The sequence below is a fragment of the Acinetobacter sp. YH12137 genome, from assembly GCF_013418535.1.
Lineage (GTDB): Bacteria > Pseudomonadota > Gammaproteobacteria > Pseudomonadales > Moraxellaceae > Acinetobacter.
Genome location: NZ_VPBW01000003.1, coordinates 167,666 through 181,312 on the forward strand (window position 1 = coordinate 167,666; position 13,647 = coordinate 181,312).

The following is a 13,647-nucleotide window of genomic DNA, read 5'->3' on the forward strand; positions in this document are numbered from 1 at the left end:
TAATGGGATAAAAATCATAGCTTAAACTCAAGGAATATCACCATGATTATGCTAGGTATTGATGTCAGTAAAACCAAAATAGATTGTTGCATTTTCCCTCAAGGTTTGACTGGAAAAAGAAAAAATAAAATATTTACTAATACAGAAAGTGGCTTTGGCAGTCTGCTCAAATGGCTCATCACTCTTAAAATTGAACCTGATCAAGTGACAGCAATCATGGAAGCGACTTCGGTTTATCACGAGAATTTGGGATATTATCTATATGATGCAGGTGTAAAGGTTTGTGTGGCTAATCCTTCACGAGTAAGAGCCTTTGCCAAAGGCATGTCCATGCTAAATAAAACGGATAAAGCTGATAGTGAAGCTCTTTCACGTTATGGTTACACCGCAAAGTTAATCATATGGCAGCCTGAACCTGAAAATGTCAGATTATTAAAAGCTTTACTAGGCAGACGAGATGTCTATCTAGGTAGTCTATTGCAGGAAAAGAATCGACTTGAAAAGGCGCAGTCCACTCATACCTCCGTTGTTGTGATTAAATTACTTGAAGAGAATATTGAGTATTTAAATCAGCAACTTGAACATATTGATAAGTTAATAAATAATCACATAGATCAAGATCCAACATTGAAACAGGATTTGAAATTACTGCAAACTATTCCTTCAATCGGTGAACGATCAGGCTTATTACTGTTGGGGTTATTTCATTCGCACAAGTTTGAAAAAGCAAGTCAAGCTGCTGCATATGTAGGTTTGGTTCCAGTACATCAGTTGTCTGGCAGTTCAGTCAACAAGCAAAGTCACTTATCAAAAGCAGGTGACAGTAAAATACGCTCAGTATTGTATATGTCGGCATTAACAGCGATTAAATATAATCCACACATTGAAGCTTTATATCAACGATTATTAAACCAGGGTAAAAATAAAATGTGTGCTTTAGGTGCTGCAATGCGCAAGCTTATACATCTGTGTTATGGCGTTTTAAAACATCAGACTGCCTATCAAAGAGATTATTTAGTGGTCGAATAATCTCAAAACCTGATTGACTACCAAGACGGTATCTCATCTCCTAAAAGGAGAGGGAATATTTATCATTTTTATTAATTCTCAAGCAAAAAAAGAGAGGCCAAAACCTCTCTTTTTCTTTAAGTAAACTTTACTTTTTCTTGCGTTTCGCACGTTTCTTGGCTTGTTCAGCCGCAACCGCATCTAGTGCTTCTTTCAACTCTTCATCGGTAAAGGAGGTGATGTGATGCAGCATTTGCAGCTTCACTTCATCCAGTACCAGATCTGCATACTGCGCAACATTGGTCAGCTGCTCATCATAGACAATGGCATTGTCTTCGTTGGTACAAATATAGCCTTTTTGCGTCAGAACTTTGATAAAGCTTTGGAACAAGGCCTTGTCAAAGAATTCTGGCGAGTTGAATTCATACAGTACAGAAAGACGTTGCCCCACCAGATGACTCAGCTCTTCCACCTGACGGGTTGAAATATTGCCTGGGCCACGCTGGGTGATCAAAGCCAGTGTCATGTAATAGCGTTCCAGACTTTGGGTCACTGGAGCAGCCAGAACTTCAAGCTGGTGATGCGCTTCAGTATTCGGTGCTGGCGCTACCAGGTTTTCACCATCTGCACTGATCAGATTGGTTGCAAGTAAAGCATCGATATAAGCATCAACATGTTGCTGAATTTCGTCTTCTTTCCATTTCAGGAATAGCTCAGCTTTCAGGAATGGATAGAGTGTACTGCTAGCGTTGATCGCATCTTCACGGCGAATCATGCCATTGTGTTCTACCAGTGCCGCAATCAGGGACGGCAATACAAAGCTATGCACGATGTTATTACGGAAATAAGTCAGCAATACGGCCTGATTATCTTCAATGGCAATGATATCGCCCAGAACGTGTTTCACCCGTTTAATCAGCTTGAGCTTCATTGCATAGGCAATAATCTCTTTACCTGAAAGTGAGGTAATTTGCATACGCTCATCATAAGGTAAAGCCACCAGCAGATTACGGTAGGTATCCAGCTGCTTGATACAGATTTCTTCGTCCAGCGTATGTTTCGGTGTTGCCAATAAAATAAGTGACAGCAGTGAAACCGGATTCACCACGACTGCACGGTTGATATTTTCCAGAATGGCTTGGGCAGAACTGTTGACTGCGTCGGATACTGGCTGCGGAATCGGATCATCATTCTTTTCAATTTTGATATGTTCTGCACCATGCTGTTTCAGGATGTCATCCAGAAATACCGGTTCACCGAAGTTCAGATGGACCTTGCCAAAAATACGTTCAATTTTGCGCAAGGTTTTCAGGATGCCAAAAATAGATTCTGCTTCTTTCGGCTTGCCATTCATCTCACCGATATAAGTACCACCTTCCATCAGGCGTTCATAGCCGATATAAGTCGGAACAAAGACAATTGGCTTAGCTTTGCCACGTAAATGACCATGTACGGTCATCGCCAGCATGCCGGTTTTTGGTGGCAGCAGACGACCAGTACGTGAACGGCCACCTTCGATAAAGTATTCCAGTGGAGTATTACGTGACAACACGCTATACAGATATTCTTTAAATACGGTGGTATAGAGTGCATTACCGCGGAAGGTACGACGGATAAAGAAAGCACCACCACCCCGTAAGATCTGACCCACAAATGGCATGTTCAGGTTATCGCCTGCCGCAATATAAGGCACCATCAGACCACGACGATAAATCACATAAGACAATAATAAATAGTCGATATGACTGCGGTGACATGGCGTATAGACAATTTCATAATCTTTGGCCAGTTCACGCACGGTACTGAAATTATGTACTTCCACGCCGTCATAGAGCTGGGTCCATAAACGGGTCAGGGCTTTATCGGCGAAACGTACGGTAGAGTGAGAGTAGTCCGATACAATTTCATTCAGATAGCCAATCGCACGACGTTCTGCTTCCAGCATACTGATTTTGCTGCGGATGCTTTCATTACGAATAGCCGCCTGTACATCCGGAGATTTAATCAGGCCATGCATCACATTACGGCGGTCTGACAGGTCAGGGCCGAGGATCACTTCACGCTGTGCATCCAAATAGTCATTCAGACGGCTGACAATATAGGTCGCTGGCGCTGAATTTGGATAAGTTTCTTTGGCAAATTCCATGAGGGTGCGCAAAGATTGTGGCTCATGAAACTCCAGATAAGACTGGCGACCATGCAGACCGATATTGACCAGCTGTTTGACCCGGCTTGGCGTAGACCAGGTATCGGTAAATAAAAGCTTGAACCAAGAATCTTCTTTTTCAGGATCACGACCCCAAAGTACAGTCACCGGTACCAGTTCCACATCCAGTTCGGGATTTTTTTCTAGGACTTCAATCAGGCGTAACAGGCGTGGAGGAAAAGCATGTGGTGGTGAGCTAAGCAGATTATTCTCATCATGATGCTGCAGGAACAGAACCGAAGCCTTTTCCTTGCTGTCACCAATCTGTAGAGGGTCGAGCGCAGGCGGCATGTTTAAACGGCGAGTTTCCGCATCGACTACCAATGCATTACTGCGTGAATGATTCTGCAAAATATAGCAGACGATTTTCTGCTGCGCTGCCGGAGTCTGGTCAGCAGTAGGAGCTGTCACTTCACTTGGTACTTCCCCAAGAACATGCGGGGTGACCACAAGATCAAGTAGCTTACTTGAAAGCTTGCGATACATTTGACCAAAGCCACTCTTGGACATAGTTACTCCTAATTTTACTGACCAAAACTACAGAATTTCTGAGGGAATTTATTTTGATTGATTATAAAAACAAACAATATGTCATTTTCTGACAAATTCAATCGAAGTGGTTCAATTTTAGCGCGAAAGCAGATGTTTTTCCTAGTAAGTTGCAAGAGCAATTGACAGAACAGTCAATCAATCTTTAGAAGATTGCTTGGATTTTATGGCAGAATATTCAGAATAAATTGTATAGATTTATTTCTACACTTCTGGATCTTGCCAATATCACACAGGTTGCTTATGAATGCCTTAACACAGGAACTGGTCGAGCTGCTCAGTTTAGAAAAGTTAGAAGAAAATATTTTCCGGGGAATTAGCCGTAATCTGGTAGGCAAGCGCGTATTTGGTGGGCAGGTTCTGGGACAGGCCCTGCGTGCTGCGTCTTATACCACAGATCGTCCTGCACATTCATTGCATGCCTATTTCCTGTTTGGTGGCGATGTCAATGCACCGATCATTTATGAAGTGGATCGTATCCGTGATGGAAAAAGCTTTGTCAGCCGTCAGGTTCGTGCCATTCAGCATGGCCGTACTATCTTCATGTGTATGGTTTCCTTTGCGCATCAGGAAGAAGGTCTGAACTATCAGATTTCAGAACCTGAGTATCCACCAGCAGAAAGCCTGAAAAATGAAGCAGAGCTCACCCGGCAGATTATTGAATTTATTCCGGAAAATGTGCGTGCGTCTTTCATGCGTGACCGTCATGTCGAAATTCGCCCTGTAATGCCAGTGAATCCATTCCAGCCGCAACCGGAAGCGCCAAATTATGCGCACTATATCCGTACTCATGGAAAGATCGCTACAGAAGTGGATGAAATTTCCCTGCATCAGGCGATTGCTGCTTTCTATTCGGACTTTACCCTAATGACCACAGCGCTGCGTCCGCATGGTTTAAGTTATCTGTCTCCAAGCTTGCAATGTGCCAGTATTGATCATGCCATGTATTTCCATAAACCATTCCGGGTAGATGAATGGATGTTATACGACATGGATGCTACTCAAAGTGCCAGTTCACGTGGTCTGAACTTTGGCCGCATGTGGCAAAATGGTGAGCTGGTCTGCAGTACCACACAAGAAGGCCTGATCCGTTTACGTGAAATTGAAACCCAGTAAAGCATACTTTTAATTTAAATAAAGCCGGATCCCAGATCCGGCTTTATACATTTTTAAGCATGGCTCTTTATAAAAAATTACTCGATTCTCCAGCACTTGCATGGCATAGTGCCCTTAAGATCAATATTAAAAATGCATGTGAAATGAGCTTAAATACGCAGATTTTAATTGCCGCCGTATTGGGGGTACTGTTTGGATTTTTACTGACTTTATTTCCGCAAAGCACATTTTTTGATATCGGCCTGTACGGGATTGGAATTGCCAGCAGTCTTTTTATTGGCCTGCTGAAAATGATTTTGATTCCCCTGATTTTTACCTCAATCGTGGTTGGAGTCTCTAATCTGCAGGCGGGGGGACAGCTGAGTCGAACCTGGAAAATCACCCTGTTGTGCTGCGTAACTACGACCTCATTGGCATTGATTCTTGGCCTCACTTGTGCACATCTGTTTAATGTGGGGAGAGGCGTAGATGTGGTGATGTTTCAGGATGCCATGGCTCAGCATCAAACGCTTGATACTTTAACGCCGTCGTCTTTCTTTACTAATTTTATTCAGAATACCCTGATCAATCCCTTTAAGGCCTTTGCTGATGGCAATGTTTTGGCCGTTGTGATTTTTGCTCTGTTTATCGGTGTGGCGCTGGTCGCAGGTGGAGACAGCTTCCGTACTGTGCGTAAGCTGAGTCACCAGTTTTTTGACATCATGATGTTGATGATTGGCTGGATCATGAAACTGGCACCGATTGGGATTTTTGCATTACTCGCCAAGTTAATTGCCACTGAAGATATTTCAGTGCTGAGCCGTCTGGCCGAGTTTGCGGCAGTGGTGACAGGCACTACAATTTTCCACGGAATAGTGGTGTTGCCGTTATTGCTATGGATCTTCGGAAAAATGAATCCGCTGACCTTTTTTAAAGGCACCCGTAGTGCATTAATTACTGCCTTTGCCACCAGCTCCAGTTCGGCAACCATGCCGATTTCTTTAAAATGCGCGCAGGAGAACCTGGGCGTACGTCCGCAAACAGCCGGTTTTGTGATTCCTCTTGGCACGCAGCTGAATATGGATGGAACGGCACTTTATGAAGCTGCAGCAGCTTTGTTTATTGCCAATCTGATGGGGCTGGATTTAACCTTAGGTCAGCAGCTGGTGGTTTGTGCCACGGCAATGATTGCGTCATTAGGTGCACCGGGCATTCCAAGCGCCGGCATGGTCACCATGATCATGGTACTGCAATCAGTGGGTTTACCTGCTGAAGCGATTGCGATTCTACTTCCGATTGACCGTCTGCTGGATACCGTACGTACAGTAGTAAACGTGCAGGGCGATATGATGATTAGTGTGGTGGTAGATCGACATACCCGCGAGCCTGAAGTGCCGGTTTAATCTTTGTCTAATTCAGCTTTATCTAAGTCCGGATTCCAGACAATTTCCCAGAGATGACCATTGGGATCCTGAAAATAACCTGCATATCCGCCATAAAAAGTCGTGTGTGCAGGTTTAATAATTTTAGCGCCGGCACGTTCAGCCTGTGCCATTGCCTGGTCGACTTCTAAGGGACTATAGACATTATGCCCCAGAGTCATTTGCGTCGGACAGATTGGGCTTGGCTCCAGACCGGTATCTTGCTGGATACTACGCTGTGGCCATAAGGCAAGCTTAAGACCAGGTTGTAATTGAATAAAAGCCACCGCGCCATATTCAAACTCTTCACCCATAATTCCTTCACTGGGAAAACCCAGTCCATCACGGTAAAAGCGTAGTGAAGCTTCCAGATCGAGCACACCGAGGGTAATCACAGAAATCCGTGCTTGCATAAGTCCCTCCTGATTATGATTGTTATATTTCTATCTTAGGACAAATAAAAAGCAGGGAAGCGATCCCTGCTGTTAGAAATTGTAATAACAGGCAAGCTTAAGCGACTTTGAGAGTAGCGCGTTTGGCTGCCTGTGAATGGTTGAGATAATGCAGCGCATCATCGGTACTGCCTTCATGCACCGGATCATACCAAGGCATTAAATAACCGAGCTGTTGGGATACTAACCACAGCGGGTTAGGCAGAAGGCGGTTATCTGACTGGGAAATACGCAACCATTCTTTCCAGATCCAGGGTTTATATACGGCTGGCTTATACTGCTTGAAACGTGAATCCTGCGATAACAGATGTGCAGCACCATCCACCCAAAGGCCAATTACACCAATAATGACCACCACACTTAGATAATAACGGGCAATATAGCCGCCACCTAGGTGACGATATAAATCAAAAGCCACACTACGATGTTCAATTTCTTCAGCACCATGCCATTTCACCAGATCCAGCATATTCGGATCAGCACCCAGACGTTCCCATTCAGTATTGTAGAGTGCGTATTTACCCAGGACACAGGTCATGTGTTCTATCGTCGCAATGATACCGAGACGAAACAGATCCCATTGGTGTTCTAGGATTTTAGGGATTTTGAGACCGAATGGCTGATCGGCGAGCAGCTTGTTAAATAGGAAATGCATGATGTCCAGATTGCGCTGGATATCAATCTGACGTTCAGATAAATATTCTTTATTGGCCGAATTATGCGCTTGCGCATGTATGGCTTCCTGACGGATAAATGCCTGTACATCATGCTTTAATTTTTCGTCAGTGATCTGGGGGAGGACTTTGTTATATAAACGGCAGAACCAGAGTTCACCTGCAGGAAGAATATTGTTAATTTCATTGACGAAGTAACTGGCAAAGGGCTGATCAGGAATCCAGTCGACCGGAGTATCTTGCCATTCAAAGCTGACTTTGCGAGGCTGGATAAAATAGGAAATGGAAGAGCCAATTCTTGTTGTTTTGAAGCGCGAAAGTAAAGACATGGTGTGAATCCATCACTGCTTGATCAAGACAGTATGAAAAAAATATCCCGAATTGCAGCAGGCAATACGGGACATTCTTTTATCCGATGAAACACATTCGGCTTATTTTTGTGGATCCTGTTCGACAATCTTTGTTGGATCGGCTTCCACAGGTGCATCCAGATCATTCAGTTCACTGGCAGTGACTTCATGAGCGCTGTTGGTCTCATCTTCATCTTCTAATAATTCAATTGGTTCATCAGCTTCATTTAAATCATGCATTGAAGCTTCAGGAATGCTGTCCAGATCAAATTCAGGTGCTTGATTCAAAGTGAAGTTCAAACGGCCGCCCATCACACTGGCCAGTTCTTCCAGACCTTGCTTGTTTAGAGAAGAAAACAGTTGAATCGAGAAATCCAGCTTCATCTTTTTCAGTTTGGCTTTCACTTCTTGTAGCGCTTTCGAAGCAGGGCCACGGTTCAGCTTGTCGGCTTTGGTCAGCAGCACATGTACGAATAATTTACGTGAATACGCCCATTCCAGCATCATCACATCAAAGTGTTGTAGCGGATGACGGATATCCATCAGCAACACCAGACCTTGCAGGCTCTTGCGGTGAATCAGATAGTTTTCCAGTTCTTTCTGCCAGACAATTTTCATGGCTTCTGGGACCGCTGCATAGCCATAACCCGGTAAATCGACCAGACGCTGATCCGGATTGCCAAGGCTAAAGAAGTTGATCATCTGGGTACGGCCTGGTTTTTTGGACGCACGGGCCAACTGTTTCTGATTGGTCAGGGCATTGATGGCACTCGATTTACCCGCATTGGAACGGCCAGCAAAAGCCACCTCATAACCGGTATCTTCTACACACAAGCTGAGCTTGGGTGCACTCATCAGGAACTCAGCTTTGCGTAACCAGTTGAGGGCTTGTACCGAATATTCAGTAATGGCTGGATCGACCTTTTTTTCATAGCTGATCTTTTGCTTTGGGGCATTTGATGCCTTACTGTTTTTCGACTTTCCTCTGCTGTGATGCATGGCTCAACTTCAATGACTAATTATACAAGAAGCTATTATAAAGGAAGTCGGGCGGGCAAGCGAACTTTAGAATTGCCCAATAGAATAAGGGTATTAGAGATTGATCAGACTAATCGGCGACTGGATACTAAAATGTTCCTTGGTCGGTTCAACGACATCACCCAGAATATATTGATCCAGACTGGTATAGAACTGCTCCACAGCCTGATCCAGAATGCCTTTTAATCCGCAATTGGTACGTAATACACAAGGTGGATCATTACATTCCACAATCTGGTTATCACGTTGCAGAATATGCACAATCTGTCCTAGCTGAACTTTCAAGGCAGCCGGATTAAGACGGATTCCACCGCCTTTACCGCGAGAGGTAATGAGCCAGTCCTGTTTCGCCATAAAGTAGACGATTTTCATGGCATGGTTCTGTGAAATCTGTAAGCGCTCCGCCAACTCGGCAATTGTATAAGGCAGATCACGGGGTTGCGCAACATACATCAGTATGCGCAGCGCATAGTCAGTAAATTTATTCAGTTGCATGATAATACTGATGTTTTTGATGAAAAAAATTAGGGTTAGTCTAGCATACCAGACTAACCCTCTGTTTTTATTTTAAGCTGAAGAAGCAGTTAGTGGCGTACACCACCTGTGCCAAAGGCTTCGCTATGAATGTTCTCAGCAGGAATTCCGCGAGCGACAAGTGCCTTTTGCTGTTCAGCCATAAATGGCATTGGGCCACAGAGATAGTAGTCTGCATTGGCTGGTAATAATGCGCTATCTACAGTGCTTAAGTCCAGTCGACCGGCAACATCATAATCCTCACCCAGTTTATCGCTTGGGTGCGGAAATTCATAAGCAGTCATTGTGCTTAAACGTGGATATTTGGCTTTCAAGTCATGAATATGCTGTTTCATCGCATGAACCTGTTTGCTACGGCAGGCATGGATGAAAGTCACAGGCTGCGGCATATCCAGAGTCACCAGCTGGTTCAGCATGGCTACCATTGGAGTTAGACCTACACCGCCACTGATGAACACATTACGTTTATTCGGATCAATCAGGTAGAAGTTACCTGTCGGTGCAGAGACTTCAATTTCTGAACCTTCTGGCAGGCTATGTAAAGTATTCGATACCCAACCTGGAACCATGTCGCCTTTCTGGTCTTCACGTTTCACCGAGATACGCAGGTAGTCTGCTTGTGGGCAAGTCGACAGGGTATATTGGCGTGGTTGTCTCAGATTTAACTCAGGTACAAACACACGTACAGAGATATATTGGCCAGCTTCATATTTCGGTAATGGACCGCCGTCGACTGGAGCCAGGTAGAAAGAAGTGATTTCGTCACTTTCCACGACTTTCTTGGCAATCTTGAAGTTGCGCCAGCCTAACCAGCTGCCTTTAGTCTGTTCATGCTGGTCGTAAATCGCTTTTTCAGTTGCAATGAACAGATCCGCCAGTTGACCGTACGCTGCAGCCCAAGCATCAATCAATGGATCATCCATCGAAATGTTCAATACTTCACTGATCGAATGCAACAGGTTTTCCCCAACAATACCGTAATCCGGTGCCTTAATGTTTAAGCTCACGTGTTTATGTGCGATCAGCTCAACCACGGGTAACAGCACAGATGGATCTTCGATATTTTCAGCATAAGCCAGAACCGCACCTGCCAAGGCTTGTGCTTGAGCTCCACTGCGTTGATGTCCCATGTTAAAGGTTTCTTTCAAATCAGGATTATTGCCTAGCATGCGGTTATAGAAATAACCGGTCAGGGCAACCCCATTTTCACGAAGTACAGGAACAGTGGCTTTTACAAGGTCAATTTGCTGTGGAGTCATAGCTGATCTCTCATGGCTGTTATTTATAAGATGTATTTAGAATACATCTTATAAAATGCTTTTACAATATAGTAAAAGCATAAAACCATAAAAAAATTATGGGATATAAAAATATCCCATAAAAATGATGTTTTCGATCGGAGAAAGGAAGGTTATTTGCGCCCGAAGAGGGAACCTAATAGACCACGCACAATTTTCTGTCCGGTACTACCACCAAGACTACGTGCTGCACTTTTGGCAAAGGTACCCACAATATCCTGAGTAAGTTTTTCACGTTGCTTGGCTGCACGCTCAGCTTCTTTTTGCTGTTCACGTGCCAAACGTTCCTGTTCCTTGGCTTGCTGTTTAGCCAGAGCTTCCTGTTCTTTGGCCTGTTGCTTGGCAAGTTCCGCAGCTTGAGCCTGCTGCTGACGTTCCAGTACTTTTTGCTGCAGCATCTCATGCGCACTGTCACGGTCAACTTCCTGCTCATAAATACCAGCGACAATGCTTTGCTGCATCAGTGCTTTACGTTCTTCTGGTGTAATCGGGCTAAAAGAAGAATGTGGTGGCATGATCCAGCCACGTTCAACAATCTGTGGAGTCCCTTTTTCATCCAGACAGCTAATCAGCGCTTCACCTACAGCAAGTTCAGTAATCGCTTCCTGCACTTTAAATTCTGGATTGGCACGGAAGGTATCTGCTGCCGTTTTGACTGCCTTCTGGTCTTTAGGTGTGAAAGCGCGTAAAGCATGCTGAATACGGTTGCCGAGTTGTCCTAATACGCTTTCAGGTAAATCCAGTGGATTCTGGGTGACAAAATAAATCCCCACACCTTTGGAGCGGATCAGACGCACCACCTGTTCAATCTTTTCCTGCAGGGCGGGGCTGGCATTATCAAAGAGTAGGTGGGCTTCATCAAAGAAGAACACCAGTTTCGGTTTGTCCAGATCACCCACTTCTGGTAACTGTTCAAATAACTCTGACAGCATCCATAGCAGGAAAGTGGCGTACAACTTCGGTGTATTCATCAGCTTGTCGGCAGCCAGCAAATTGATATTGCCGCGGCCTTGGCTATCCGTTTGCAGGAAATCCATCAGGTCGAGTGCTGGCTCGCCAAAGAATTTATCCCCGCCTTGATCTGCAAGTGCCAATAAATTGCGTTGAATCGCACCGAGGCTGGCGGGGGAGAGATTGCCATATTCCGCTTTAAAGTCTGCAGCATGTTCGCTGACATAACTGAGCATGGCTTTCAGGTCTTTAAAATCGATCACTAACAAGCCCTGATCGTCGGCAATTCGGAAGACTGCCGAGAGAACGCCTTCTTGCGTGTCATTCAGGTTTAGGATACGGGCAAGCAGAAGTGGTCCAATTTCAGAAATCGTAGTACGGATCGGATGGCCTTGTTCACCAAACAGATCCCAGAATACGACCGGCGAAGCTTCAAAAGGAATCGAGTCAATATTCAGGCTTTTAATGCGTTCATCGAACTTAGGATTACTTTCCCCCGGCTTGGCTAGGCTGGAAACATCTCCCTTGGCATCGGCTAGGAACACGGGTACACCAATGCTGGAAAAGCTTTCTGCCAAAACTTTCAAGGTTACCGTTTTGCCGGTTCCGGTCGCGCCGGCAATCAGTCCGTGACGGTTGGCAAGCTGTGAGTGCAGTACAATATCTTGCGTAGTATCACTGGTTTTTTTTGCAATAATGATTGGTATACCCATAAATTTTCCTGTTGTTATTTATTCATTTTTAAGTTTTTTCATTTCTTGTAGTGCATGCTGAATATCTTCAATCAGATCTTCGGGATGTTCCAGACCAATACAGAAACGAACCAGAAAACCTTCTTTCAAATGTGAATGTTCAAGCACACGCATTTCTTTTAAGTTATATAGCATGACCAGACTCACAGGACCACCCCAGCTAAAGCCAAGCTTAAACAGTTTTAAGCTGTCACAGAAATTGCGAATATCTTGCAACTTGTAGTTATTGTCAAAAATCACGCTGACCACTCCGGCACTGTGTCCTTGCTTGCAAATTTCTTTCCAGTTTTTATGGCCAGCATTGTCAGTATCAGCCGGATGTAAGACCTGAACAAATTCTGGTTGCTGTTTGAGCCAGTCTAATAAAGTTAAGCAGCTTTGTGATTGATGTTCATATCGGAGTTGCATCGATGCCAGACTTCGTTGTACCTGAGCGACATCATCACCTGATACTGAAATACCCTGAATGGCATGCGCACGGAACAACTTGTGGTGCAGTTCTTTATTGCGCGTAACCACTGAACCCATCAGGATATCACCGCCACCACTTGGATATTTAGTCAGGGCATGCACGGTCATATCGACACTTAAGTGTTCATTGCCAAAATCAAAAGCATTAAAGGCAAGACCTGCACCCCAGGTATTATCCAGCGCAGTGAGAATGTTGTTAGCTTGAGCTTTCTTGACCAAGCGACTTAAATCGGGAAATTCTAAAGTCACGGAACCCGCCGCTTCAAGCCAAAGTAGTTTGGCTTTTTCCGAGGGCTGAAAAGTATCCGCATCTATCGCATTATAGACTTTGACCTGAATACCATAGCGGTTTTCCAGATTACGTAAATGTTCCATGTTTGGACCATAGATATTATCTGCAATCCACACTTCATCGCCTTGGCTTAAAAAACAAGAATTCACGAGATTAATCGCGGATAAACCACTCGGTGCCAGCAAGCAATATTGACCGCCTTCGATCTGGGCAATGCTATCGCCTAAGGTAAATGTCGTCGGTGTACCATGCGTGCCATAGCTATAGTCATAGTCATCAGTCCAGTGGCGATTAAATAGGGCATCAGTATTGTTAAAGATGATGGTGGATGCACGAAACAGGGGAGGTTGTATACTGGAAATGTATTGCGGGGCCTTTCGTGGTGCATGAATCAGCGCTGTTTGAGGATTTTTTTTCACGTGAATGCTCTTAAATGTAATCAAATATTGCTTTAGCTTAAGAGAATCTCATTATTGCTGCTAGTTATGTTGTGAAATGTTGAAAAAACTGACATTGCTAAAAAGTTGGCTTCATTTTTGCAAAACCTAAAATCAGA

The 13,647-nt window shown here is 44.4% G+C and carries 11 protein-coding genes; 3 read left to right on the top strand and 8 right to left on the bottom strand.

The window, feature by feature from the left end:
- Positions 1 to 42 precede the first annotated feature (42 nt).
- Positions 43 to 1,029 carry an IS110 family transposase gene (locus tag FTU72_RS03005; protein ID WP_180025759.1) on the top strand — a complete coding sequence of 329 codons (987 nt, stop codon included), beginning with the start codon at positions 43 to 45 and terminating at the stop codon, positions 1,027 to 1,029.
- A gap of 127 nt (positions 1,030 to 1,156) precedes the next feature.
- Here the strand turns inward: FTU72_RS03005 and plsB are convergent, their stop codons facing one another.
- Entirely contained in the window at positions 1,157 to 3,724 is a 2,568-nt protein-coding gene (gene plsB / locus FTU72_RS03010) for a glycerol-3-phosphate 1-O-acyltransferase PlsB (protein WP_180052389.1), read from the bottom strand.
- Positions 3,725 to 4,006: 282 nt separating this feature from the next.
- Between plsB and FTU72_RS03015 the strand changes: the two genes are divergently transcribed.
- Both FTU72_RS03015 and FTU72_RS03020 read left to right on the top strand, forming a co-directional pair.
- The gene (locus tag FTU72_RS03015; protein WP_166135531.1) at positions 4,007 to 4,879 is read left to right on the top strand and encodes an acyl-CoA thioesterase II; all 873 of its coding nucleotides are present in this window, start codon (positions 4,007 to 4,009) and stop codon (positions 4,877 to 4,879) included.
- A 143-nt stretch (positions 4,880 to 5,022) separates the two neighbouring features.
- A complete protein-coding gene (locus tag FTU72_RS03020) occupies positions 5,023 to 6,261 on the top strand; it encodes a dicarboxylate/amino acid:cation symporter (RefSeq protein WP_180052431.1) in 1,239 nt (412 codons plus the stop codon).
- Here the strand turns inward: FTU72_RS03020 and FTU72_RS03025 are convergent.
- From FTU72_RS03025 to FTU72_RS03055, 7 genes are all read right to left on the bottom strand, one after another.
- Positions 6,258 to 6,692 carry a VOC family protein gene (locus FTU72_RS03025; protein WP_179992769.1) on the bottom strand — a complete coding sequence of 145 codons (435 nt, stop codon included), beginning with the start codon at positions 6,690 to 6,692 and terminating at the stop codon, positions 6,258 to 6,260. The genes FTU72_RS03020 and FTU72_RS03025 overlap by 4 nt on opposite strands.
- 97 nt (positions 6,693 to 6,789) lie before the next feature.
- On the bottom strand, positions 6,790 to 7,734 hold the full coding sequence (locus tag FTU72_RS03030; RefSeq protein ID WP_180052388.1) for a metal-dependent hydrolase: 945 nt from the start codon (positions 7,732 to 7,734) through the stop codon (positions 6,790 to 6,792).
- A gap of 102 nt (positions 7,735 to 7,836) precedes the next feature.
- Complete coding sequence (gene yihA, locus FTU72_RS03035) at positions 7,837 to 8,754, bottom strand: ribosome biogenesis GTP-binding protein YihA/YsxC (protein WP_166135543.1); 918 nt, start codon at positions 8,752 to 8,754, stop codon at positions 7,837 to 7,839.
- 93 nt (positions 8,755 to 8,847) lie between these two features.
- Positions 8,848 to 9,288: an Rrf2 family transcriptional regulator gene (locus tag FTU72_RS03040; RefSeq protein WP_179992770.1), complete on the bottom strand. Its 441-nt coding sequence runs from the start codon at positions 9,286 to 9,288 to the stop codon at positions 8,848 to 8,850.
- An 89-nt stretch (positions 9,289 to 9,377) separates the two neighbouring features.
- The gene (hmpA, locus tag FTU72_RS03045) at positions 9,378 to 10,586 is read right to left on the bottom strand and encodes an NO-inducible flavohemoprotein (RefSeq protein ID WP_004786935.1); all 1,209 of its coding nucleotides are present in this window, start codon (positions 10,584 to 10,586) and stop codon (positions 9,378 to 9,380) included.
- Between the two features lie 152 nt (positions 10,587 to 10,738).
- Positions 10,739 to 12,289, bottom strand: coding sequence for a helicase HerA-like domain-containing protein (locus tag FTU72_RS03050; RefSeq protein ID WP_180052387.1), 1,551 nt, complete (start codon positions 12,287 to 12,289; stop codon positions 10,739 to 10,741).
- 18 nt (positions 12,290 to 12,307) lie between these two features.
- On the bottom strand, positions 12,308 to 13,510 hold the full coding sequence (locus FTU72_RS03055) for a PLP-dependent transferase (protein WP_180052386.1): 1,203 nt from the start codon (positions 13,508 to 13,510) through the stop codon (positions 12,308 to 12,310).
- Between the last annotated feature and the right edge of the window lie 137 nt (positions 13,511 to 13,647).